The 22,535-nt window shown below is 57.0% G+C and carries 27 protein-coding genes, 3 tRNA genes and 1 pseudogene; 25 read left to right on the forward strand and 6 right to left on the reverse strand.

The window, feature by feature from the left end; genetic code table 11:
* Window positions 1–22 precede the first annotated feature (22 nt).
* The 4 genes from GSM73_RS00365 to GSM73_RS00380 all read left to right on the forward strand — a co-directional run bounded on the left by GSM73_RS00365 (window position 23) and on the right by GSM73_RS00380 (window position 2,317).
* Entirely contained in the window at window positions 23–1,234 is a 1,212-nt protein-coding gene (locus GSM73_RS00365; RefSeq protein WP_047229234.1) for an O-succinylhomoserine sulfhydrylase, read from the forward strand.
* On the forward strand, window positions 1,231–2,004 hold the full coding sequence (locus tag GSM73_RS00370; RefSeq protein WP_047229233.1) for an SDR family oxidoreductase: 774 nt from the start codon (window positions 1,231–1,233) through the stop codon (window positions 2,002–2,004). Before GSM73_RS00365 ends, GSM73_RS00370 begins: the two co-directional genes overlap by 4 nt.
* Before the next feature lie 102 nt (window positions 2,005–2,106).
* Window positions 2,107–2,182, forward strand: a tRNA-Val gene (locus GSM73_RS00375).
* A gap of 58 nt (window positions 2,183–2,240) precedes the next feature.
* Window positions 2,241–2,317 (forward strand) — tRNA-Asp (locus GSM73_RS00380).
* A 208-nt stretch (window positions 2,318–2,525) separates the two neighbouring features.
* Here the strand turns inward: GSM73_RS00380 and GSM73_RS00385 are convergent.
* Window positions 2,526–3,809 (reverse strand): FAD-binding oxidoreductase, encoded by a 1,284-nt coding sequence (locus GSM73_RS00385; protein WP_107322245.1) that lies wholly within the window; start codon window positions 3,807–3,809, stop codon window positions 2,526–2,528.
* 183 nt (window positions 3,810–3,992) lie between these two features.
* Here GSM73_RS00385 and GSM73_RS00390 point away from each other — a divergent pair.
* Window positions 3,993–4,069, forward strand: a tRNA-Val gene (locus tag GSM73_RS00390).
* Window positions 4,070–4,198: 129 nt separating this feature from the next.
* Here the strand turns inward: GSM73_RS00390 and GSM73_RS00395 are convergent.
* Complete coding sequence (locus tag GSM73_RS00395; protein WP_076383935.1) at window positions 4,199–4,486, reverse strand: antitoxin; 288 nt, start codon at window positions 4,484–4,486, stop codon at window positions 4,199–4,201.
* A 379-nt stretch (window positions 4,487–4,865) separates the two neighbouring features.
* On the opposite strand from GSM73_RS00395, the gene GSM73_RS00400 reads away from it, so the two are divergent.
* From GSM73_RS00400 to GSM73_RS00410, 3 genes are all read left to right on the forward strand, one after another.
* Window positions 4,866–6,110 carry a serine hydrolase gene (locus tag GSM73_RS00400; protein ID WP_160891281.1) on the forward strand — a complete coding sequence of 415 codons (1,245 nt, stop codon included), beginning with the start codon at window positions 4,866–4,868 and terminating at the stop codon, window positions 6,108–6,110.
* Window positions 6,111–6,159: 49 nt separating this feature from the next.
* Window positions 6,160–6,630: a hypothetical protein gene (locus GSM73_RS00405; RefSeq protein WP_160891283.1), complete on the forward strand. Its 471-nt coding sequence runs from the start codon at window positions 6,160–6,162 to the stop codon at window positions 6,628–6,630.
* Window positions 6,631–7,206: 576 nt separating this feature from the next.
* Entirely contained in the window at window positions 7,207–7,479 is a 273-nt protein-coding gene (locus GSM73_RS00410) for a hypothetical protein (protein WP_160891285.1), read from the forward strand.
* 129 nt (window positions 7,480–7,608) lie between these two features.
* Here the strand turns inward: GSM73_RS00410 and GSM73_RS26595 are convergent.
* Window positions 7,609–7,728 (reverse strand): annotated as a pseudogene (locus GSM73_RS26595) (transcriptional regulator); the annotation flags it as partial.
* A 430-nt stretch (window positions 7,729–8,158) separates the two neighbouring features.
* On the opposite strand from GSM73_RS26595, the gene GSM73_RS00415 reads away from it, so the two are divergent.
* The 11 genes from GSM73_RS00415 to GSM73_RS00465 all read left to right on the forward strand — a co-directional run bounded on the left by GSM73_RS00415 (window position 8,159) and on the right by GSM73_RS00465 (window position 13,688).
* A complete protein-coding gene (locus GSM73_RS00415) occupies window positions 8,159–8,359 on the forward strand; it encodes a hypothetical protein (RefSeq protein WP_160891287.1) in 201 nt (66 codons plus the stop codon).
* A 175-nt stretch (window positions 8,360–8,534) separates the two neighbouring features.
* Window positions 8,535–8,858, forward strand: coding sequence for a DUF2388 domain-containing protein (locus tag GSM73_RS00420; protein ID WP_047230558.1), 324 nt, complete (start codon window positions 8,535–8,537; stop codon window positions 8,856–8,858).
* 71 nt (window positions 8,859–8,929) lie between these two features.
* The gene (locus GSM73_RS00425; protein ID WP_076383936.1) at window positions 8,930–9,211 is read left to right on the forward strand and encodes a hypothetical protein; all 282 of its coding nucleotides are present in this window, start codon (window positions 8,930–8,932) and stop codon (window positions 9,209–9,211) included.
* Between the two features lie 298 nt (window positions 9,212–9,509).
* Window positions 9,510–9,641, forward strand: coding sequence for a YHYH domain-containing protein (locus GSM73_RS00430; RefSeq protein ID WP_160891289.1), 132 nt, complete (start codon window positions 9,510–9,512; stop codon window positions 9,639–9,641).
* A 401-nt stretch (window positions 9,642–10,042) separates the two neighbouring features.
* The gene (locus GSM73_RS00435; RefSeq protein ID WP_076383937.1) at window positions 10,043–10,531 is read left to right on the forward strand and encodes a papain-like cysteine protease family protein; all 489 of its coding nucleotides are present in this window, start codon (window positions 10,043–10,045) and stop codon (window positions 10,529–10,531) included.
* Between the two features lie 207 nt (window positions 10,532–10,738).
* Window positions 10,739–10,939 (forward strand): hypothetical protein, encoded by a 201-nt coding sequence (locus tag GSM73_RS00440; protein WP_007895617.1) that lies wholly within the window; start codon window positions 10,739–10,741, stop codon window positions 10,937–10,939.
* A 112-nt stretch (window positions 10,940–11,051) separates the two neighbouring features.
* Window positions 11,052–11,558 (forward strand): AAA family ATPase, encoded by a 507-nt coding sequence (locus GSM73_RS00445; protein WP_160891291.1) that lies wholly within the window; start codon window positions 11,052–11,054, stop codon window positions 11,556–11,558.
* A 181-nt stretch (window positions 11,559–11,739) separates the two neighbouring features.
* Entirely contained in the window at window positions 11,740–11,937 is a 198-nt protein-coding gene (locus GSM73_RS00450; protein ID WP_047228562.1) for a hypothetical protein, read from the forward strand.
* A gap of 205 nt (window positions 11,938–12,142) precedes the next feature.
* A complete protein-coding gene (locus GSM73_RS00455; protein WP_047228561.1) occupies window positions 12,143–12,511 on the forward strand; it encodes a hypothetical protein in 369 nt (122 codons plus the stop codon).
* 161 nt (window positions 12,512–12,672) lie between these two features.
* A complete protein-coding gene (locus tag GSM73_RS00460) occupies window positions 12,673–13,383 on the forward strand; it encodes an AzlC family ABC transporter permease (protein ID WP_047228560.1) in 711 nt (236 codons plus the stop codon).
* Window positions 13,380–13,688, forward strand: coding sequence for an AzlD family protein (locus GSM73_RS00465; RefSeq protein ID WP_047228559.1), 309 nt, complete (start codon window positions 13,380–13,382; stop codon window positions 13,686–13,688). Before GSM73_RS00460 ends, GSM73_RS00465 begins: the two co-directional genes overlap by 4 nt.
* A 49-nt stretch (window positions 13,689–13,737) precedes the next feature.
* Here the strand turns inward: GSM73_RS00465 and GSM73_RS00470 are convergent, their stop codons facing one another.
* Entirely contained in the window at window positions 13,738–13,944 is a 207-nt protein-coding gene (locus GSM73_RS00470; protein WP_047228558.1) for a hypothetical protein, read from the reverse strand.
* Between the two features lie 204 nt (window positions 13,945–14,148).
* Window positions 14,149–15,363, reverse strand: coding sequence for an MFS transporter (locus GSM73_RS00475; protein WP_160891293.1), 1,215 nt, complete (start codon window positions 15,361–15,363; stop codon window positions 14,149–14,151).
* 125 nt (window positions 15,364–15,488) lie between these two features.
* Between GSM73_RS00475 and GSM73_RS00480 the strand changes: the two genes are divergently transcribed.
* Window positions 15,489–16,007: an anti-virulence regulator CigR family protein gene (locus GSM73_RS00480; protein ID WP_160891295.1), complete on the forward strand. Its 519-nt coding sequence runs from the start codon at window positions 15,489–15,491 to the stop codon at window positions 16,005–16,007.
* Between the two features lie 99 nt (window positions 16,008–16,106).
* Here GSM73_RS00480 and GSM73_RS00485 read toward each other — a convergent pair whose 3' ends face one another.
* Window positions 16,107–17,951, reverse strand: coding sequence for a sigma-54-dependent Fis family transcriptional regulator (locus tag GSM73_RS00485; RefSeq protein ID WP_047228555.1), 1,845 nt, complete (start codon window positions 17,949–17,951; stop codon window positions 16,107–16,109).
* A gap of 418 nt (window positions 17,952–18,369) precedes the next feature.
* On the opposite strand from GSM73_RS00485, the gene GSM73_RS00490 reads away from it, so the two are divergent.
* The 5 genes from GSM73_RS00490 to GSM73_RS00510 are packed head-to-tail and all read left to right on the forward strand — an operon-like array spanning window position 18,370 to window position 22,530.
* Window positions 18,370–19,464 (forward strand): ABC transporter ATP-binding protein, encoded by a 1,095-nt coding sequence (locus tag GSM73_RS00490; RefSeq protein ID WP_047228554.1) that lies wholly within the window; start codon window positions 18,370–18,372, stop codon window positions 19,462–19,464.
* Window positions 19,464–20,573, forward strand: coding sequence for an ABC transporter ATP-binding protein (locus GSM73_RS00495; RefSeq protein WP_047228553.1), 1,110 nt, complete (start codon window positions 19,464–19,466; stop codon window positions 20,571–20,573). The genes GSM73_RS00490 and GSM73_RS00495 overlap by 1 nt, the downstream gene beginning before the upstream one ends.
* The gene (locus GSM73_RS00500) at window positions 20,570–21,436 is read left to right on the forward strand and encodes a carbohydrate ABC transporter permease (RefSeq protein ID WP_047228552.1); all 867 of its coding nucleotides are present in this window, start codon (window positions 20,570–20,572) and stop codon (window positions 21,434–21,436) included. Before GSM73_RS00495 ends, GSM73_RS00500 begins: the two co-directional genes overlap by 4 nt.
* 10 nt (window positions 21,437–21,446) lie before the next feature.
* On the forward strand, window positions 21,447–22,247 hold the full coding sequence (locus GSM73_RS00505) for a carbohydrate ABC transporter permease (protein ID WP_047228551.1): 801 nt from the start codon (window positions 21,447–21,449) through the stop codon (window positions 22,245–22,247).
* Between the two features lie 10 nt (window positions 22,248–22,257).
* Window positions 22,258–22,530, forward strand: a complete 273-nt coding sequence (locus GSM73_RS00510) for a DUF2160 domain-containing protein (RefSeq protein WP_047228550.1) — start codon at window positions 22,258–22,260, stop codon at window positions 22,528–22,530.
* The last annotated feature ends 5 nt before the right edge of the window (window positions 22,531–22,535 follow it).

Below are 22,535 nucleotides of genomic sequence, written 5' to 3' on the forward strand. Positions count from 1 at the left end.
TAATGACTACAGGAGCGACAGCATGAGTCAGGATTGGGATGCCGGTCGGCTGGACAGCGACCTTGAGGGTGTAGCGTTCGATACCCTGGCGGTCCGCGCCGGTCAGCACCGCACGCCGGAAGCCGAGCATGGCGATCCGATGTTCTTCACGTCCAGCTACGTGTTCCGTACCGCTGCCGATGCGGCGGCACGGTTTGCCGGCGAGGTGCCGGGCAACGTCTACTCGCGCTACACCAACCCCACCGTGCGGGCTTTCGAAGAGCGCCTCGCTGCTCTGGAAGGTGCCGAGCAGGCTGTGGCCACCGCCACCGGCATGGCGGCGATCATGGCCGTGGTCATGAGCTTTTGCAGCGCTGGCGACCACGTGCTGGTGTCGCGCAGTGTCTTCGGCTCGACCATCAGCCTGTTCGAAAAGTACTTCAAGCGTTTCGGCGTGGAAGTCGATTACGTGCCCCTGGCGGACTTGTCCGGTTGGGATGCGGCAATCAAGCCCAATACCAAGATGCTGTTTGTCGAATCGCCGTCCAACCCCCTGGCCGAGCTGGTGGACATCGCCGCGTTGGCGGAAATCGCCCACGCCAAGGGCGCCATGCTGGTGGTCGATAACTGCTTCTGCACGCCGGCGTTGCAACAGCCACTGAAGCTGGGTGCCGACGTGGTGGTGCATTCGGCGACCAAGTTCATCGACGGCCAGGGTCGTTGCATGGGCGGCGTGGTGGCCGGTCGTGGCGAGCAGATGAAAGAAGTGGTGGGCTTCCTGCGCACCGCCGGGCCGACCTTGAGTCCGTTCAACGCCTGGATCTTCCTCAAAGGCCTGGAAACCCTGGGCCTGCGTATGAAAGCCCATTGCGCCAACGCCCAACTGCTGGCTGAGTGGCTGGAGCAGCAGGATGGCATCGAGAAAGTGCACTACGCCGGCCTCAAGAGCCATCCGCAACATGACCTGGCCGCGCGTCAGCAGCGCGGTTTCGGTGCGGTGGTGAGCTTCGAGGTCAAAGGGGGCAAGGAGGGCGCCTGGCGCTTCATCGACGCCACCCGGTTGATTTCCATCACCGCCAACCTGGGTGACAGCAAAACCACCATCACTCACCCAAGCACCACCTCCCACGGTCGCCTGACGCCCCAGGAGCGTGAAGCAGCGGGCATCCGCGACAGCCTGATCCGCGTCGCGGTGGGTCTGGAGGACGTGGCTGACCTGCAAGCCGATCTGGCCCGTGGGTTGGCCGCCTTGTGATCGAGCTGGCAACGCCGCACGGCGGCACTCATGGCCGGGTAGCTCTGGTGACAGGCGCCGCGCGGGGTATCGGCCTGGGGATTGCTACCTGGCTGATCTGTGAGGGCTGGCAGGTGGTGCTGACTGACCTGGATCGTGAGCGCGGCTCCAAGGTCGCCAAGACGCTGGGGGAGAACGCCTGGTTCATCACCATGGATGTGGCGGATGAGACGCAAGTCGCCACGGGAATCGCCGAGGTGTTGGGCCAGTTTGGGCGGCTTGACGCGCTGGTGTGCAACGCGGCCATCGCCGATCCCCACAACATCACCCTGGAAAGCCTGGATCTGGCCTACTGGAATCGGGTCCTGGCGGTGAACCTGGGTGGTCCCATGCTGCTGGCCAAGCATTGTGCGCCTTACCTGCGTGCCCACAATGGCGCCATCGTCAACCTGGCCTCGACCCGTGCCGCACAATCAGAACCCGACACCGAAGCCTATGCGGCGAGCAAGGGCGGCTTGCTCGCCCTGACCCATGCCTTGGCGATCAGCCTTGGGCCGGAGATCCGGGTCAATGCTGTCAGCCCCGGCTGGATCGACGCACGGGACCCGTCCCAGCGTCGCGCGCAGCCGCTCAGCGATGCCGATCATGCTCAGCATCCGGCAGGCAGGGTAGGCACGGTGGAGGATGTAGCGGCGATGGTGGCGTGGCTGTTGTCGCGCAATGCCGGTTTTGTCACGGGCCAGGAGTTCGTGGTGGACGGCGGCATGACCAAGAAAATGATTTATGAGTGAGAGCGGTTGTGCGTGCCGCTTGAACTGTTTTGAAAAAACTTCAACCCTGCTATTGACTTAGCTTCGGTACCTGCGTAAATTTCGCGGCCTCAACGAAGCAAAGGGTGATTAGCTCAGCTGGGAGAGCGTCTGCCTTACAAGCAGAATGTCGGCGGTTCGATCCCGTCATCACCCACCATGTTTTACGAGAGTTTTGCGAAAGCAAGACGGAAGCTGTCAAAAGCCTCCACCGACGCGCAGCGGTAGTTCAGTCGGTTAGAATACCGGCCTGTCACGCCGGGGGTCGCGGGTTCGAGTCCCGTCCGCTGCGCCATATCTGCTTCGAGGCCCACTGAACGCCTTGAAGCTAAGAAGAAAGCTGAAAAGCTACTTCTAGTCGATAGCAAAGACCCTGGTCGAAAGACCGGGGTTTTTTGTTTTCGGGATAATGACACTGAAAGGTTGGAACACGCCTGTGGCGAGGGAGCTTGCTCCCGCTGGGCTGCGCAGCAGCCCTTTTCTATGAAGTCGTCCGACGAGTCTCAGAACCCAAGCCTATCCCGCAGCCCGTAATACCAAGCCCCCATCGCCGCAAACGGCGTACGCAACAACTGACCGCCGGGGAAGGGGTAGTGGGGCAGGTCCGCAAACGCATCGAAACGCTCAGCCTGACCACGCAGCGCCTCGGCCAGGACCTTGCCCGCCAGGTGCGTATACGTCACGCCATGGCCGCTGCAGCCCTGGGAATAATAAATGTTGTCCCCCAGGCGCCCGACCTGCGGAAGGCGCGATAGCGTCAGCAGGAAGTTTCCGGTCCAGGCGTAGTCGATCTTCACGTCCTTGAGCTGCGGGAATGCCTTGAGCATCTTCGGACGAATGATCGCTTCAATATTCGCCGGATCCCTCGCGCCATACACCACGCCGCCGCCGAAAATCAGACGCTTGTCGCCCGTGAGTCGGTAGTAATCGAGCAAGTAATTGCAGTCTTCAACACAATAATCCTGGGGCAACAGGCTGCGAGCCAGCTCATCGCCCAACGCTTCGGTAGCAATCACCTGTGTACCGCAAGGCATGGACTTGGCTGCCAGCTCCGGCACCAAATTGCCCAAGTAAGCATTGCCCGCCACGATGATGAACTTGGCCCTGACCTTGCCCTGCGGTGTATGCACAACCGGGCTGGCGCCACGCTCGATGCGCACCGCCGGCGACTGCTCATAAATCACCCCGCCAAGAGACTCCACCGCCGCCGCCTCACCGAGGGCCAGGTTCAGCGGATGAATATGCCCACCGCTCATGTCCAGCATCCCGCCCACATACTCCTCGCAGGCCACCACCTCGCGAATACGCCGCTGATCGAGCAACTCAAGCTGGGTATGCCCGAAACGCTCCCACAAACGCTTCTGCGACTCCAGATGGCCCATTTGCTTGGCGGTAAGGGCAGCGAATACTCCGCCATCCTTCAAATCACACTGAATCTGATACTTCGCCACCCGCTCGCGAATGATCCGACCGCCCTCGAACGCCATATTGCCCAGCAACTGCGCCTGCTGAGGCCCGACACTGCGCTCGATCACGTCGATGTCGCGGCTGTAACTGTTAACGATCTGCCCGCCATTACGACCTGAAGCGCCAAAGCCAACCTTTGCCGCCTCAAGGACCGTGACCTTGAAACCGTTCTCCAGCAGAAACAGCGCAGAGGACAGGCCGGTGTAACCAGCGCCGATCACGCAAACATCCGTTTCGACATCATCCTGCAGGGCAGGGCGAGCTGGAACCGGATTGGCCGACGCGGCGTAATAAGATTCTGGATACGGTGTGTTCGCCATTCTGCAACCTCTGTTTTATATTTTTTACGAATGCGCCGATCCTACCCGAGATAAAAATCAGCCGCCAGCCACCGCCAAATCTTCGGCGCTTGGGCGAAATTAAATATTTTGCATATTCATAGGGTTAGGTGAAAAAAAGGTATTGACACCCCTTCGGAATTCCGTAGAATGCCGCCTCACAGCAGGCACGTAGCTCAGTTGGTTAGAGCACCACCTTGACATGGTGGGGGTCGTTGGTTCGAGTCCAATCGCGCCTACCAAACAAAATCCGCTCTGCTGGGCGGTCTAGAAGGGTCAACCGAGAGGTTGGCCCTTTTTTGCGTCTGGGGTTTGGGGAGGCTTGTTATAGTGGAAGCCACTGATAGCCGATACGCGGGCTTTTTCGCTACTCAACGGCCATTGGCGATATCTGCTTCGGCCTCGCCAATCAGATCGTCGAGAGATACTCGAACAGGTGTTTCGTTGGCGTCGAGACGTGCCTTGACCAGGTGTACGAGTTCCAGTTCGTCCAGGCGCTCGACCATCGCCTCATAGACATTCGCCGGGACCATGTAGCCCACAACGCGGTTGTGGTTCAGCACGGCCACAGGTAAGCCATTGGTGCTGCTCAAGGCGGAAGATGGGTTCTTCATGAGTTCAGATACGCTGACGGCCACATCGGCAAGAATATTTTGCATGGATATGACTCCTGAATAGGTCTTTATTCTGGTCTTTTTATTCTGGAGTGACCACTGCCCAGAATCTCCATGCCAGGCCCAGAAAAACAGAAAAGAGGACTGATTTATTTTTACTTCGCTGCGCTGAGAGTTTTCATCGAATGGATTCGCTTGGATCAACTGGCAGCCGGCTAGAAAGTAAATCTGTCCTCTTTTAGTCCCTATGCCGGAACTCGTGTCTGTCTGTAGTTGACGTTGAGTTGCACGCAATTCTTTATCCCTGACGAGACGCAAACAGCATCGTCCTTCAGCTCGGGCGCGATTCCAATGAGTAGGCTATGGTTCAAGCGGGCGCGTGCCTTAACGTGCGTGAATAGCAAAGCAAAAAAAAGGATAGGTTATGCACTCATCCGCTATTTTTCGTGCGGCTTCGCCTGGTCGCTCGCTGCTTCTCTCGCTCGGTCTGCTCGCTGCGGGTATCACCTCGGGCGCATGGGCTGAGGATTATCCCCACGCCCAGGAACCGATTGGCACCGTGGAGCAGATCTATGACGGCGCAATGCTCCCCGATCTGGCGGTCAGTACCTACCGCAACATCGACCGGCTGTTCCCCACCCACAGGATTAAAGCCGGCGATCACCCGTATGCGCTGCCGAAATCAGACAAACAGTTGCCCAACGTTCGCTTCACTGTCGGGGACAAAAAGTACGACCTGTATGACTTCGTCGCACTGGACAGCATTACGGCGATGCTCGTGCTCAAGGACGGCAAGATCGTGTTCGAGACCTACCAGCGTGGCAACACCGAGAAAACCCGATGGATGTCGATGTCGATAGCCAAGTCCATCACCTCCACGCTGGCGGCTGCAGCGATCAAAGACGGCCTTATCAAGGGTCTTGATGCGCAAGTGGTGGATTACGTTCCCGAGCTCAAGGGCAGCGCCTATGAAGGTGTGACCGTGCGCAACGTGCTGATGATGTCTTCGGGCGTGAAGTGGAACGAGACCTACACCGATCCGGCGTCCGATCGTCGCGCGCTACTCAAAACGCAGATATCGCAGAAACCGCGTTCGGCCATGGCCTTGATGGCAAGTTTGCCGCGAGCGGCCGAGCCCGGCACGGCCAACACTTACAGCACTGGCGAAACGCAGGTACTCGGCGAGATCGTCCGTGGCGCTGTGAAGATGCCGCTGGCCGATTATCTATCGCAGAAGATCTGGCAGCCGTTCGGTATGGAGAGTGATGCCCGGTGGTGGCTCGATTCGCCTGACGGCGTGGAAATCGGTGGCAGCGGTATCAGCGCCACGCTGCGCGATTATGGACGCTTCGGGCTGTTTTTCATGAACGGCGGCAAGATCAATGGCACGTCGATTCTGCCCGAAGGCTGGGTCAAGGAGGCGACGCTGCCGACCAGCCTCAAAGGCGGCAAGTCCCTGGATTACGGTTACATGTGGTGGACGGCGTGGACCGAGCCATCTGTGAAAGACGGCGCCTATTCGGCGGTCGGTATCCAGGGCCAGAACATCTACGTCAACCCTGCCAATAACGTGGTGATTGTCACCTTCGGTGCCCAGCCCAAGCCGGTTGACAAAGAGCCGATCGACCCGATGGTGTTCTTCGATGCCGTGGTAGCGGCGTTGAAGTAATTCGCGCGTCGGTGAGCCGACTGATCACTGGCTCCGTGGTGATGGCGCCATGCTGGCAATTTTGTGGTGGGTGGGGTTGAATAGCGCAATCCACGAATGGAGTACGGGTCGGTTTATGCAGTTCAAGCGCGGGTTCAAGATCCTCGGTTTCGCTATGGTTATAGCTATGGCGGCTGGTTGTAAGTCTTACACTGAGAAAGCGGCGGAGGGGTTGCCAAACTCCCATACAGCAGGTATTCGGGCGATAGAGAAGACGCTCACTATTGCCAGCGTAGATGGAGCAGATACCCTATATGCTTTGTATACGCAGCGGACCGAATATCGCTTGTCCCCAGGAAACCATCGCCTGGAAGTAAAGAAGTGGACGGGAACGCGCGCGACTAGATCGATTTTTCGGGACGTTAATCTGAAGGCCGGGCGGGAGTACGGTCTTAAGGCTGTGCCAAGTGAAGACTGGTGGGACTTTAGGATTGATGATATGGAAACTGGTGAGCGGATAGATACTCCGATCATCCCCTAAGCGCTTCACTCGTCCCCCTAATTGCTGCGTTAATCTGACCCAAAAGGAGACAGGGGACAGATTTGTTTTTGCTTCGCTGCGCTGCGCTGAGAGTTTTCATCGAATGGATTCGCTTGGAGCAACTGACGGCTAGAAAAAGTCTGTCCCCTTTTCCCCAAATCGTGGTCTATCCCAGTTTTTATGTCTCAGTTTTTACTCCCTTTTCTGTCCCTTTCTCGCACATCTCTCCGCTATAGCTTATGAGGGTTCCAACCGGGGGCGCGCGTAGCGACGCAAATTCCTACACAAACCTCGGAAACCAGCGCATTGCGGCATCTGGATGGGCGGCTTATTGTCTCTCTGTCGCCCAGATGGCGATTCGGGTTTGGCGACTCGATTGAATGAAGAGCAGAAGCTCCTGCTACACTGCGGGGCTTTTTTGCAGTTGCAGACTGCTTTATGGCAGCTGTGTGCGGGAGACTTTCTAAGTCTGCCGGTTCGCTTTCATTCCCGGTTCGCCAACCCGAGCACAGCTGCCACCCATTCGTTTGGCGACGTTGAGTGGTAGTCCTTATCAATTGAATGAAGGTACTGCTCATGACCCGATACATGCCCATCACCGGCATTGACTGCATCCCCGCAACCCTGCTCATCGACACCGAAGCGCCTCTAGACGTCCTTTTCGAAACCGCCGATTACCGCATCCGCACGGTGACCCAAGTCTTGGAAAATATCGCGTTTCGCTCGGACATCAACTCAGACACGGTGGTGCTGACAGATTTTTGTAAATTGCTGACCACCTCGTTACGCGATGGTTGTGATGTCATGGATGTGATTGGAAGACGATTGCGGGCGCAGGCGGCGAAATAATGAAGACGGGTGACTTATAAGCCGCCCGTTTCATAAGAGGAGAACAGGGGCAGACTATGATTATGAGACGGGCCGATTTTACAAGCGAACTCAAAATCGTGGTTTGTCCGCCTGTGTCTAATCCGTTCGTCAGGCAGGTGAATGATTAGCTGCATGCCCAGGCTGCGCATGAAGATCAATGCCTAGCGCATAAATGACTTTAAGTAAGGTATCGAGTCTCGGCTTTGATCCGGGTGCGAACGCTTTGAAGTGCGGCCATATCAAATGTCGTCAGGTGTTGGATCATGCTCAAATCTCCTTCGCCAATTTCTTCGCTCGTCGGATATCAGAACTATGTGAAGACTTGTCACCACCAGCCACTAGCACGATGACTACCCTACCGTTAGCGTCAATTCGGGGTGCTGGCTTGTGCTGTTCGGGTGTTAGGACAGTTGTTGCCTCTTGAATTTCCTGACAACACCACTCAGGGGGCAGAGACTGTTCGTGACGTACTATTGACCGGAACGCAAAGGCGCATTGCCGAAGATGCTGCTTCCCTCAGGTCAATCTGTCGATGGCCGTGGTTTCCCGGCGCGAATGGTTGGGTGTTGACGGTCAGGACACTTGCATCGAGTTCTGGCATGTTATGTATTCGCGTTGAAGCTGATGAAGCGAATGCCCCCCGAGGAAGGGTTAATCAATGCCAAAGAAACACCAGGAACACAAAGCAGCGACGGCTGCTGATATTGAGCGCTCTATTCAGGCACTGAACAAAATGGCTGAGCGCCTCTGGGGCGATGGTCGTGAAGCCGAGGCGAAAGCCCTGCTTGATGCCTTGGATGCTTTGAACAGGGCGCTCGATAGGATCAGGATTGGGGAGAGCCGCAGGGTTCTTCATTGAGACGTGAAGGATAGCGGGATACCTCTCCACAGTATGCACGGACCAATTCCAAGGGGGCAAAATCGTAGTCTGTCCCGGTTTTCGCACGGCCCGGCCCAGCGCCGAGCTTCTTGTTTGTGGTGAGTACCTACTCTGCTATCGTGGTGCCCCTAGATCGAAATGGAAGCATCAAAGAATGGATTCATGGATGACTGTGGCCGTCGCCATCATGGTGTCGATCAGCGCTCAAGCGGTAGCGGAAGATAAGGGCTCGTATCAAAACTCGATGATGATGATAACGCTGGCACCTACCTTCCTTCTTGCAGGAACGACTGGGCTCTCTCTGCAGGCTACAAAGAACTTCAAGCCTGCCAAGGCTGATGCGCTCGCGTTTATGGGTTCAGATGGCGAGATCCGCGGTGCACAGTTCGAACAGGCTTGCCGATATTACCGCGCGACCTACACGTCACCTCTGATGTCTGATATGCAACTTGCTCAGGCAATCGCGACGTCCTATTGAAGAAAGATTGGGAAGAGCTGCACAGTTGTTTACTAAAGCGGACCTGGTTTCACTAACGATATGGAAATCTCATGAATAAAGTCATCACAATTTTCGCTATCTTCGCTCTTACCGGCTGTGCCTATCAGAAATCCCAGTACGTTCTGGACATAGAAAACGCGCCAGTGCCGACGACTCCTGAAGCAACGACCAGCGAGTGTGCTCGCATCTACGATGAAATCGATAAGAATAACCAAGCTATGGCTCGCAGCTACCAAGACGGTAGCTTCACCATGAAGGCTCAGAACGAAAAAGATGCGCGTAACGAGGCGTTATCCATTCGGACATTCAAGATAGGCTGCCCTCGACGGTAACGGCTTTCTCCTGAACCCCAGCTGTGAGGTGGAGGAAACGGGACATACCACGATTATGAATCGGGCCGATTACAAGAGGCCCCAAAACCGTGGCCTTTTCCCAGTTTTACCCCTGACCCTATGGCAAAGGGCAAGCCCTGTTATGCGGCTCGTAGTGGCGAAGTAATGGTGCTAAATTCTATGCATTCAGCATGTATGAATCGCCTGACGAGGCGGGGAGATATAGGCCCCACGATCTACTCGCGTCGGTCAGCCAAATCGGCACAACCCAGGAACTCGCAATCACAGGAAGTGGACCATGAAAATCATCACCCTAGTACTGGCAGCAATTATTGCAGTCACCTCTGTATCCGCAATTGCTCATGGTGGCCGTACGGACAAGCAGGGCTGTCATAACGACAAGAAAGCTGGAGCACGCCACTGCCATTGACCCGAACAGCACCGGGATCTGAAGAGGCTGCGGTCTTCTCAAGTGGACGGGCTTCGATCTGATCCCGTCTGTCGCGCGAATGTCGGAAGCCGGGCAGGAAAGACGAGGCCAATTGGAAAAGGGGGGACAGATATATTTCGCCGCGCTGAAAGCCCTTTGTTTTGGTTGGTTCGGGAAAAAACTGGCTGCCGTTAAGTTTTCGGAAACCAGGCGGAAGACGGGACCCGCGAGTTGACCGCGACCGCTGCCAGTTTTCAAGAATTGTGCGTGCATCCTGCCTCCGGCATAGGAATCCTCGAGATTGTGGAAAAATGTGCATTGATCAACTACAAGTAAATAGTTGGACAGTTACGTTTAACGTATGGATTGATCGATTGGCTTTCCAATGAAAGGGAGTTCATATGGCATATGAAGGTGTCACTCGAGAAAAGTTTTTTTCTATTTTTCCTAAGCTTGAGATACAAAAGGTGAGTCATAGTTGCTGGGCTGCGAGCTTTTCAGTGCTTATGCGATTAAATGATGTTCAGGTCTCGGAGCAGGCTGTAATTGGTTTCTATCCTGAATGGGTTCACGACGGGATAACTTTTCATCAGTTAGAAGAGCTGGCCAAATATTACAATACCTATCACTTTTCAAAGGAAACTGGACTTGTGCATGGGGCAAGAGAGCTTAAAGCTTATGCAAAGCTGGAGCCTATTTTGCAGTATGCAAGCCAATATTCAGGGTTCTTGGTATTTGTTGAATCTCACTACGTGGTCGTATTGGGATATGATGATTCTGCTAATACAATCGATTATTATGACCCTTGGTTGGGCGTTATTGAGACGTGTGCCCTAGGATATTTTTTGGCATGGGGTACTCAGCAAACATTAGTTGTTGCAAAAGATTGATTCTTTCGTAATTAAAGCGAATAACGGGGCAGGTCACGATTTGAGACAGGTGGGTGATCAGAGACGAAGAATTGTGGTCTGGCCCTCCAGTTCTCTCTCCTTCGCCAAGAGGCAGGAGCGGCAGTTCTCCATTTTGAAGCAGGTGTTCCGGTTGGCGAAGTATTCGCACTGAAGCTGATGCAACACGCCCTGAGGAAGGGTTAACCAATGCCAAAGAAACATCAGGAAAGCAAAGCAGCGACGGCTGCTGACATTGAACGCTCTATCCAGGCACTGAACAAAATGGCTGAACGCCTCTGGGGTGATGGTCGGGAAGCTGAGGCCAAAGCTCTGCTCGATGCCTTGGATGCTTTAAACCGGGCGCTCGATAGGATCAGGATTGGGGAGAGCCGCAGGGTTCTTCATTGAGGCGTGAAGGAAAATGGGATACCTCCCACAATATGAAACGGGACGATTCCAAGGGTCCAAATCGTGGTCGGTCCCCGGTTTTCTACCTGACGCATTAATCGAAGGATATGGAATGCTCATCGTCTTCAGCGGCCTTCCCGGCACCGGAAAAACGACTATCGCCAATGATCTCGCCGCGACAACAGGCGCCATGTACCTGCGGATCGATACTATTGAGCAGGCGATTCGAAACTCGGGCGCTCTTGCGCAAGATGTGGGGCGCAGTGGCTACATGGTCGCCAATGAGCTTGCGCGGAGTAATCTTCGTTTGGGCCGCACGGTCATTGTTGATTGTGTCAATCCCGTCCTCGAAAGCCGGATCGCGTGGAGCGAAATCGCCTCACAGGCCAGTGTCCGATTAGCAAATATCCAAGTGGTCTGTTCCGATAAAGATGAACATCGACGCCGGGTCGAAACAAGGATGGTTGATGTTCCAGGGCTGACTCCACCAACCTGGCAATCGGTACTGGATCATGAATATGAGCCATGGCATGAAGCTTCGTTTTGCGTAGACACAGCCTTGGTCTCTCCGGTGCAAGCGGTCTCGATGATCATCGACCGATTCCTGTCCCGTGAGTAACGTCGGCGCGCGGCGCAGTCCACTCAGAACTCCGTGTCCAGCGCCAACGCTCCCTGAATCCACCGATCCAAACTCCGTTTTTTCTGTACCTGCCGTTCATCCATTGCCCGGCACTTGCAGTTGCCCAGACATCTCTCATGTTTAAGCGTGGAAATCCCTCGCGTCAGAACGGAGAGCCATCATGGAAATCGACGAGAATGCCCCTGGGAACAAATCCCAGCAGGACGTAACCCGTGGCACGGATAATGAAACAGGCCACGATCCCAAGAAGGACGGCCCCGAGGTTCCATTGCCGGCGGATGATGAGGCTCCTGTCGAGGAGGATATGTCTGATGTGGAGGCCGCCGATTCGGTGGCCAGTGAGCATCCCGACGCTTAGCTTTCGTCCTTGCTGATTTATGGCAAAAGCGGGCGACTTATGAGTCGCCCGTTTTTTGTAGGTCTCAGTTTCTAAAAGCAAGGACTCGGTCCGATTGTCTACCGCTTGCGCTGACATCAATCCGGGGATCTGCTTGATCTTGCGCGAAAAAATGATGCTGGTATGGTGGCGCCTCGTTTAAATCAGCGTTCAAGAGGGATCTTCTATGCACTCATTTTTCGCCAAGACCTTTGGGGGTCTTACTACCAGCTATTACATCCGTCAGTTCCTTTTTGGGCTGGTGTTCGCTGTGATGATCATCTCTTTGGCCGCCAATGGCCCTGGAGGAATCGGTGCCAAGCCTGGGCTGATTGTGTTGGCGGTCATCAACTCATTGCTCTATCCGTATTCTCGGTTCGTCTACGAAAGCGTTGTTGGCTACATCATGGGTAACAACGTTTTTTTCGTGAATGCGCTGTTCATGCTGATAGTGAAGGTTTTCACCATGGCGATGTGCTGGTCGTTGGCGATTTTCATAGCGCCGGTGGGGCTGGCGTATCTGTTCTGGCGTAACAGCCGGTCGGCGGTTGAGTAAGTCAGCAGTTCAGTGCGCTCGCAGTGATAACTGACGAGAATGGCTAAAGGAAGCCCTACATTGAATCGTAGGGCTCCCCATGACTTCTTTGCTGACACGGTTCCTGTCTTGCGGCCCTGGGTTGTTCAAGTGACGCAGCAAATATTTTAAGAGGCCATCTCTTGTCGAACGTAGAATCTCGCCTGCATGAACTAAAGCTCCATCACATCTACGACGGCTTCAAACAGCTGCTCCCCATTTCTCTGTTCGTCGTTGTATTCGGCGTCGCCTTTGGCTTGGCCGCAGCGCAGTCGGGGTTGAGTGATGTTTCAGCCGTGCTCATGAGCACGCTGGTATTCGCCGGCGCTTCTCAATTTGCTGCGCTGGATCTGTGGGGCCAACAGGTCCCGGTCGTTCCGTTGATGATCACCGTCTTTGCCATCAACGCCCGGCACCTGTTGATGGGCGCCACGCTCTACCCATGGCTACGGGAGCTGCCGGTTGCCAAGCGTTATGGTGTGATGCTGGTGGTCTCGGACGCCAACTGGGCCATGGCGATGCAAGCGTTCAGCCGTGGAAAACCTGGGCTGGGGCTTTTATTTGGCGGTGGCATCGCGCTCTGGGTCGCCTGGATCCTGGGCAGTTGGCTGGGGCTGCACTTTGGCAGCGCCATTGAAGACCCGGTCAGTTTCGGGCTCGACATGGTGATGGGGTGTTTCCTGTTGGCGATGGTCGTGGGCGGGAAGAAGAACCTGCGCATGCTCATCATCTGGACGGTGGCGGCCTGTTCATCGCTGTTGGCCTACTGGTATCTGCCGGCTAACAGTCATGTCGTGGTGGGGGCTTTGGCGGGAGGTATTCTGGGCGCGTTGTGGATGGAGAAAAAACAATGAATATCGACACGGCGGGCCATGGCACCCTGATCATCATCCTGATCATGGCCATCGTGACGTTGGCGACCCGCTGGGGCGGTGTTTTCGTGATGTCGTTCGTGCCGATCAACTATCGGGTGCAGCAATTCATCACGGCAATGTCCGGCTCGGTATTGGTGGCCGTGCTTGCCCCGTTGGCGATCGAGGGTGACAACGGCGCGCGCCTGGCTTTGCTGAGCACCGCAATCATCATGGTGATCGTGAAGAAACCTCTGCCGGCGATTGCGGCCGGGATACTTGCAGCCGCTTTGGTCAGGCAGTTCTGAAACCATGTCGCCCGCTCACAAGCGGGCGATGAATTCCAAGTAACACAGGTCAGAAGTTCAGGGCCAATGCCTCCCCAAACGAGTGGTCCTGAACGCCGGCCATGAAGTGCAGTGGCATCTTCTGTTTCGCCTCGACCGGCGCAATGTCAAAACTACCGACTATTTGACTGTGAAGTGCACGTAGCCGTATCGACTCTTCTTCCTTTGCCTTTGCCATTCTCGCGTGGTTCGCTGCGATTTCATTGAGAGTTGACACGGTACATCTCCGGTGACTGACCAGCAGTGATAAGACGGCCGCCGCGTCAGGGTTACGTCGCCCTGGGGCTGCCATGACAAGTCGGTGCAAACCCTGAGCCAGACGTGGCGGCGAAATGCGCGTCACCTTCCATTAGCGACGAATGGTGGGCACCGGGAAACTCTAACCGCCCACAGATGAATATTTAAAGACGCGGGCGACTTCTCAAGCGTCTGTGTCGGCGCCATAGCCGGCCGGCATGCCTGCCGTCTTGCTGAAGAACGCGACCACGGTGATGCCGATCAGGCTGGTGGCAAGCGCCAGCAGCAGGATCACCTGCTGCGTTCCGACGGGCGCTGCCAGCAGCGCGACCAACAGCCCCGCCAAGGGCTGTGACAGGTTGTTGAGCAGGGTAATGACGCCGACAGTCTTGCCAAAATCCCTGGCTGGAATGACCTGCTGGCGAATGCTGCGTATGTAGACGTTGAACATCTTGTCGAAGCCGACGATCAGCAGAAATCCGACGATGTAACCCCATACTGTCGGGCTGAGTGCTGTGATGAAGGCGCCGGCGGCGATCAGCGTGTAAGACACGCTGCCCAAGACTCTCAAGGGCAAGGTCACCCGCGCCAGGAAGAACAGAATGATGATGGTGGTCACGGCCCCGGCTGCCTGTAACCAGGCGTAGTAGTCCTTGCCGGCGCTGTACTCGCCGATCACCATGGCCGCCGAGGTGGCGAGGGTGACGCCGATGATCAGGTTGACCCCTACGGCCAGGCCGATGATTTTTTTCAGCTCGGCCAGGTTGCGGATGTGACCGAAGGCAATGCGCAGCGGGTTCAGCCAGACGTCGTGATGTTGTTCGAAGGTTTCCAGCGTCACCGCGCTGGTCCGCTGCCAGAACAGCATCGCCAGGTCCGCCAGCAGGAACAGTATGGCAATCGCCAGCACCACCCAGTGCCAGGCCCATACCTCCAGCATCAGCGCGGCGATCAGCGGGCCCAGCACCAGCCCGGTCTGGTCGGCGATCTGCGAGTACGACAAGGTCTTGGTGTAGGTGTAATGCTTGAAGATGTAGGGCATCACCACTTCGCGAGCCATGATGCCCTGGGTGGTCAATACACCGCAGACCGCCGAGAGGGCGACGATCCAATAAATGCCGCCAAAAATCATGAAGAGCACCACGGCGGCGATGCACATCACGGCGCGATAAACCTGGCTGATGTGCAGGATTCGAATGGGCGAGAACTTGTCGCACAGCGCCCCGCAGATCGGGAACGACAGAAAGCGTGGCAGGGATTCGACGAAGAAAGCCAGGCCCGCCCAGGAGACGCTTTGGGTGGTCTGGAAAACAATCAGCGGGACAATGAACAGCAGTATCTGGTCGGCCAGCCGTGAGAGGAACATTGAAACGAAAAAGGCCAGGTAATCCTTGCGCATGGAGCTCCTTGGAAACGTCGTTGTACGGTATCGGGCCTTGCTGTCAGCGCGCAGTATGATATGGAACTAATATCACTGTTAGCCTCTATATTCACAGGGATGTTCCCTTTTCAGTGAGAACCACCATGTTCAAATCGCGCTCGTTGATTGTTGCGGTTACCTGCTTCGCCCTCGTGGCGGGTTCTACCGCTGTAGTGGCGAACCCGGGTAACGACAAGGGGAACGCCAAATTCGATCAAGGCCAGGGTCAAGGACAAGGAAACAAAGGCGGGCAGGGCAACAAGGGCGGTCAAGGTAACTCAGGTAGCAATCAGGGCGGCAAAGGTAACCAGGGCGGCAAGGGCAACCCATCGGGTGGTGATTGGCACAACGGCCCCAGCATCGACCGCGGCGGCATTCTCGGCCTGGTGAGCGGTCACCGTGATTATTGGAGCCCCGGTCCGCCACTGCCGCCGGGTATCCAGAAAAACCTCGCCCGAGGCAAGCCGTTGCCACCGGGCATTGCCAAGAAGCTGGATGGGCGCTTGCTGGGACGCCTGCCGCACTATGACGGGTACGAATGGCAGCAGGTGGGCACGGACCTGATTCTGGTGGCGATTGCCACCGGCATCATCTATGAAGTGCTTAACGGTGCGTTCGACTAAAGCGCCAATGGAATAAATAGCAGTCTCATTCGGAGTAATGCCTGTCAGTTAAGCGAAACGCCTGTGGGAGCGAGCAAGCCCGTTCCCACAGGTTTTGCATCAGCTTTCAAGTTGTCGCAGGCGCTTGTACAAGGTGTTGCGGCTGACCCCCAGCCGCCGCGCCAGGTGTGAGATGTTCCCGCCCACCGCCTGCAACTGACGGTTCAGGTCCTCGACATCGTTCAGGTCGACCGTCAGCGGCTCCGGTGTTTCCACCGGCTCCATTTCAAGATCAATGAAGAAGTCGTCTGGCAGATGTTCCGGGCGGATCGGCTGCTCTTCGGCCATCGCCAGGGCCACTTGCAGCACGCTGCTGACCTGGCGCAGGTTGCCTGGCCATGGATGGCGTTCGAACAGATCCAGCACTTCGCGGCTCAGGCCGGCCCATTGTGTGGGTTCGCGGTGGTGTTCCCAAAGACGTTTGAACAGGGCCTGTTTGTCATTGCGTTCGCGCAGGGGCGGCAGTTCCAGGGTCAGGCCGCCGATGCGGTAGTACAGGTCTTCGCGGAACCGGCCCAGTTGCACCTGTTCGCGCAACGAGCGGTTGGTGGCGGAGATGATACGAATGTCCACCGCAAACAGCTCGGCGCTGCCCACCGGTTGCACGCAACGCTCTTGCAATACTCGCAGCAATCGGGCCTGAGTCGGGAGGGGCATGTCACCGATCTCATCGAGGAACAAGGTGCCGCGGTCGGCCTTGCGGATCAGGCCGATACTGCCTTTTTGATTGGCGCCGGTGAAGGCGCCTTTTTCATAACCGAACAGTTCCGATTCCACCAGCTCGGCGGGGATCGCCGCGCAGTTGACCGCAATGAACGGCTGCTTGCTGCGGGAGCTGGCCTGGTGAAGGGCTTTGACGAACACTTCCTTGCCGACCCCGGTTTCGCCGTGGATCAGCAGTGGAATGTCCTTCTCCAGCAAGCGCTCGGCCTGGCGTACGGCTTTTTCCACGCGGCTGTCGCCGAAGTGCAGGGTATTGAGGCTGATCACGTTCGCGGCGGGGGCGGACGAGGGCGCTGGCTCGCTGAAGACCCGGGCCTTGACCGTCACCTGTTGCGGGCGTCTGAGCAAACACTGGAAGCGATTGCTCCCCGACGCTTGCAGGGCGAACGGCAGGCCGTCGGGCTGGTTCAGCAGCTCCAGCAGCGAAACCTTGAACAGGCTTTCGATGCTCACCCGTGACAGGCGCAGGCCCAGCAGATTGTCGGCGCGGCGGTTGGCGGAGAGCACCTGGCCGGTTTCATCGAAAATCAGCAGCCCGGCCCATTGGCTGTCGAGGTTGTTCAAGCCGGTGTTGAAGGTCAGTTGGAAGTGTTCACCGCGAAACAGGTTGAGGATCAGCCGGTTTTCCACGGTCTGGCTCATCATCTTGACCATGCCCAGGGTGTGGGAGGGCGGCAGGTAGCTGTCGCTGGAAACGTCCAGCACTGCGATGACCTTGCGCTCGGCGTCGAAGATCGGCGCGGCGGAGCCGGTCATGAAGCGGTTGGCCTTGAGGAAGTGTTCATCGTGTTCAATGTGCACCGCCTGTTCACAGGCCAGTGCCGTGCCGATGGCATTGGTGCCGCTGCAGCGCTCCATCCAGCTCGCCCCGGCGCTGAAACCATGGGCCAGTTTCGGTTCGATAAAGCGCTGGGTCCCCCACGAGGTCAGCACCTGGCCCTGGTTGTCTGCCAGCATGATCAGGCAATTGGAGTTGCTCAGGATATTCTCGTAATACGGCAGGACTTCCTGGTGGGTGGTCTGCACCAGCGAATGCTGGCTTTCCAGCAACTGGGCAATGCCTTCGGCGGGCAATTGATCGAAGGCAGGCACACTCTGGTGATTCAGGCCAAAGGCGCGGCAGCGGGACCAGGAGGCCTGGATGATGGCTTCGTGGGACAAGGCTGGAGCAGGTGCGGCCATGGGGCACTCTCGCAGATGTTGTTTTTATTGTTGTGATAAGTCTCGCACATCCTCCTTGTGCTGGGGCATGCCTGAATGTCACTTGATATACGAAACCTGTGGGAGCGAGCCTGCTCGCGATAGCGTCTGATCAGTAGCATTGATGTGCCTGACACAAAGCTATCGCGAGCAGGCTCGCTCCCACAGGATCGAAGTCAGGCTGGCCGAAAACCTCTATTCAGTGTTGTTCAAAATTGTTCATTGTCAACCAGTAATCTGTTCAGTTGTTCAGTCAGGTTGTTCATTTTCGTTCATCAACGAACGTTCTTTTCTGAAGGATAAGAGAAAAAATCAACAGGATCATGAGCTTGTGATTTCTGGCACGGCTTTCGCTTTTAGACTCGGGTCGCTTGACTCCAAATAATAAAAAGGCCGAGCCATGTCATTAACGCTTGAGCACATTTGTCGCACCGTCGAAGGCCAGACCTGGATCGACGATGCCAACCTGAGTTTCGAACCCGGATCGTTCAACGTTCTGCTGGGCCGCACGCTGTCCGGCAAGACCAGCCTCATGCGCCTGATGGCCGGTCTGGACAAGCCCGACAGCGGTCGCATCCTGATGAACGGCGTCGATGTCACCCAGCGCCCGGTGCGCCTGCGCAACGTGTCGATGGTCTATCAACAGTTCATCAACTACCCGACCATGACGGTGTTCGAAAACATCGCCTCGCCGCTGCGCCAGGCCGGTGTGTCCAACGAGGTGATCCAGAGCAAGGTGCTGGAAACCGCGAAGATGCTGCGCATTGAGAAGTTCCTGCAGCGTCACCCGCTGGAGCTGTCCGGTGGCCAACAGCAGCGCACCGCCATGGCCCGGGCGCTGGTCAAGGACGCCGAACTGATCCTGTTCGACGAGCCCCTGGTGAACCTGGACTACAAGCTGCGTGAGGAACTTCGCCAGGAAATGCGCGAACTGTTCCAGGCCCGCCACACCATTGCCGTCTACGCCACCACCGAACCCAACGAAGCCCTGGCTTTGGGCGGCACCACGACGATTCTGCATGAGGGCCGGGTGATCCAGAGCGGCAAGTCGGCCTCGGTGTATCACCAGCCGCAAACCGTACTGGCCGCCGAGCTGTTCTCCGAGCCACCGATCAATCTCATGCCGGGCCGCATCGCCGGCAATGAAGTGAGCTTTGCCAATTTCGTGCACTTTCCGCTGAACGTCGATCTGCGGCCGGTGGGCGAGGGTGAGTTCCGCTTCGGTGTGCGGCCCAGTCATATTTCCCTGGTGCCGAGCAACGACGACGACCTGGAACTGGCGGTGACTGTCGAGGTGGCCGAGATCAGCGGTTCGGAGACATTCCTGCACGTGCGCAACGAGCATTTCCTGCTGGTGCTGCACTTGTCCGGCGTCCATGAATACGACGTGGATGAGCCGATCCGCATCTACATTCCGACCCACAAACTGTTTGTCTTCGATGCCCAGGGCAAGCTGGTCCAAGCCCCAGGCCAGCGTATTGCGAGGGTTGCCTGATGGCTGAAATTCGTTTGCAGAACCTCGCCCACAGCTACACCAGCACCCCAGCGGGCCCAGAGGATTACGCGATCCGCGAGATGAACCACATCTGGGAGCAGGGCGGCGCCTATGCGTTGCTCGGGCCATCGGGCTGCGGCAAATCCACCTTGCTCAATATCATTTCCGGACTGCTGAGCCCCTCTGAAGGCCAAGTGATGTTCGACAGCAAAGTCGTCAACGACCTGACCCCGGAGCGTCGCAACATTGCCCAGGTGTTCCAGTTTCCGGTGGTGTACGACACCATGACGGTGTTCGACAACTTGGCCTTCCCGCTGCGTAACCAGGGCATGGCCGAGGCGAAAATCCACACCAAGGTGCAGGAAATCGCCGAGGTCCTGGACCTGCAGAACCTGCTGGACAAAAAGGCCCGCAACCTCACCGCCGACGAAAAACAGAAGGTCTCCATGGGGCGCGGGCTGGTGCGCGACGATGTGTCGGCGATCCTCTTCGATGAACCGCTGACGGTGATCGACCCGCACCTGAAATGGAAACTGCGGCGCAAGCTCAAGCAGATCCACGAGCAGTTCAATATCACCATGGTCTACGTCACTCACGACCAGTTGGAAGCTTCTACCTTCGCCGACAAGATCGCGGTGATGTATGGCGGTCAGATCGTGCAGTTCGGTACGCCTCGGGAGTTGTTCGAGCGTCCGAGCCACACCTTTGTCGGCTATTTCATCGGCAGCCCGGGGATGAACCTGATCGAGGTCACGGCACAACCCGGCGGCGTCGGTTTCGCTTCCACCCACTTTCCGCTGTCCGAAACGTTGCAACGCGGTATTGCCCAGGCCGAAGGCAAAAGCCTGAAGGTCGGTATTCGTCCTGAATTTGTCCATGTCTGGGACGGGCCTTACGACGATGCGATGCGGGCCGATGTGGTCCACGTCGAGGACCTGGGCACCTACAAGATCCTCACCCTCAACCTCGATGGCGCGCCGATCAAGGTGCGCCTGGCCGAAGACAAACCGGTGCCCGAAGGCACTGCGTACATCAGTTTTCCGGGCCAATGGCTGATGGTGTATGCCGATGAATACTTGCTGGAACCGTTGAGCGAGGTGCAGCCATGAACAAGGTGCAGAACAACAAGGCCTGGTGGCTGGTGTTGCCGGTGTTCCTGCTGGTGGCGTTCAGTGCGGTGATCCCGATGATGACCGTGGTCAACTATTCGGTGCAGGACATCTTCGACCAGTCCAGCCGCTATTTCGTCGGTGCCGATTGGTACAGGCAGGTGCTGCTCGATCCACGGCTGCACGACTCGTTACTACGCCAGTTCATCTATTCGGCGTGCGTACTGCTGATCGAGATTCCGCTGGGCATCGCCATCGCCCTGACCATGCCGACCAAGGGCAAATGGTCGTCCCTGGTGTTGATCATCCTGGCGATTCCGCTGCTGATTCCATGGAACGTGGTGGGCACCATCTGGCAGATTTTCGGCCGCGCCGACATCGGCCTGATGGGCTCCACGCTCAACGCCATGGGCATCAACTACAACTATGCGGCCAACACCATGGACGCCTGGGTCACGGTATTGGTGATGGACGTCTGGCATTGGACGTCCCTGGTGGCGCTGCTCTGCTATTCCGGGTTGCGGGCGATTCCGGACGTGTATTACCAGGCCGCGCGAATTGACCGGGCCTCCAACTGGGCGGTGTTCCGGCATATTCAGTTGCCGAAAATGAAGAGCGTGCTGCTGATCGCGGTGATGCTGCGCTTCATGGACAGCTTCATGATCTATACCGAGCCGTTCGTGCTCACCGGCGGCGGGCCGGGTAACGCCACCACGTTCCTGAGCCAGACCCTGACTCAGATGGCCATCGGTCAATTCGACCTGGGCCCGGCGGCAGCGTTTTCCCTGGTGTACTTCCTGATCATTCTGTTGGTGTCGTGGCTGTTCTATACCGCCATGACTCATTCCGACGCCAACCGTTGAGGCCCGCGCCATGAGCAAGAGAAAGCTGATTCCGTTGCTGATCTACATCCTGTTCCTGCTGGTGCCCATCTACTGGCTGCTGAACATGTCGTTCAAGAGCAACACCGAGATCCTCGGCACCCTGACGCTGTGGCCCCAGGATTTCACCTTCCAGAACTACAAGGTGATCTTCACCGATCCGAGCTGGTACACCGGTTACCTGAACTCGCTGTACTACGTCAGCCTGAACACGGTGATTTCCCTGGCTGTGGCGTTGCCGGCGGCCTATGCGTTTTCCCGCTACCGGTTCCTGGGGGACAAACACCTGTTCTTCTGGCTGCTGACCAACCGCATGGCGCCGCCAGCGGTGTTCCTGCTGCCGTTCTTCCAGCTGTACTCGTCCATCGGGCTGTTCGACACTCATATCGCTGTGGCCTTGGCCCATTGCCTGTTCAACGTGCCGCTGGCGGTGTGGATCCTCGAAGGGTTCATGTCCGGGGTGCCGAAAGAAATTGACGAGACTGCCTACATTGACGGCTACAGTTTCCCCAAGTTCTTCGCGAAGATCTTCATCCCGTTGATCGGCTCCGGCATCGGCGTCACGGCGTTTTTCTGCTTCATGTTTTCCTGGGTCGAACTGTTGCTGGCGCGCACCCTCACCTCGGTGAATGCCAAGCCGATCGCGGCGGTCATGACCCGCACGGTCTCGGCATCGGGTATCGACTGGGGCGTGCTGGCGGCGGCGGGGGTGTTGACTATCCTGCCAGGCATGCTGGTGATCTGGTTCGTACGCAACCATGTGGCCAAGGGCTTTGCCCTGGGCCGGGTCTGAGGAGACGATGATGGAATGGATGAACTGGACCGGCCCGACGGCGGCCTTCTTTGGTGTCATCGCCTTGCTGCTGGCAGGCATGACTACGTGGGAACTGCGTTCGCCGAGTATCCCTCGGCGCGGTTTCCTGCCGATTGCCACCACCCGTGGCGATCGGTTGTTTATCGGTCTTCTCGGTAGCGCCTACCTGCATCTGCTGGTGATCGGCGCCACCGACTGGAGCATCTGGATAGCGTTCGCGTTGTCTTTGGTGTGGCTGTTGGCAGTGATGCGGTGGGGCTAGTCGAA

The sequence above is a fragment of the Pseudomonas sp. PICF6 genome (assembly GCF_009831705.1).
Lineage (GTDB): Bacteria > Pseudomonadota > Gammaproteobacteria > Pseudomonadales > Pseudomonadaceae > Aquipseudomonas > Aquipseudomonas rhizophila.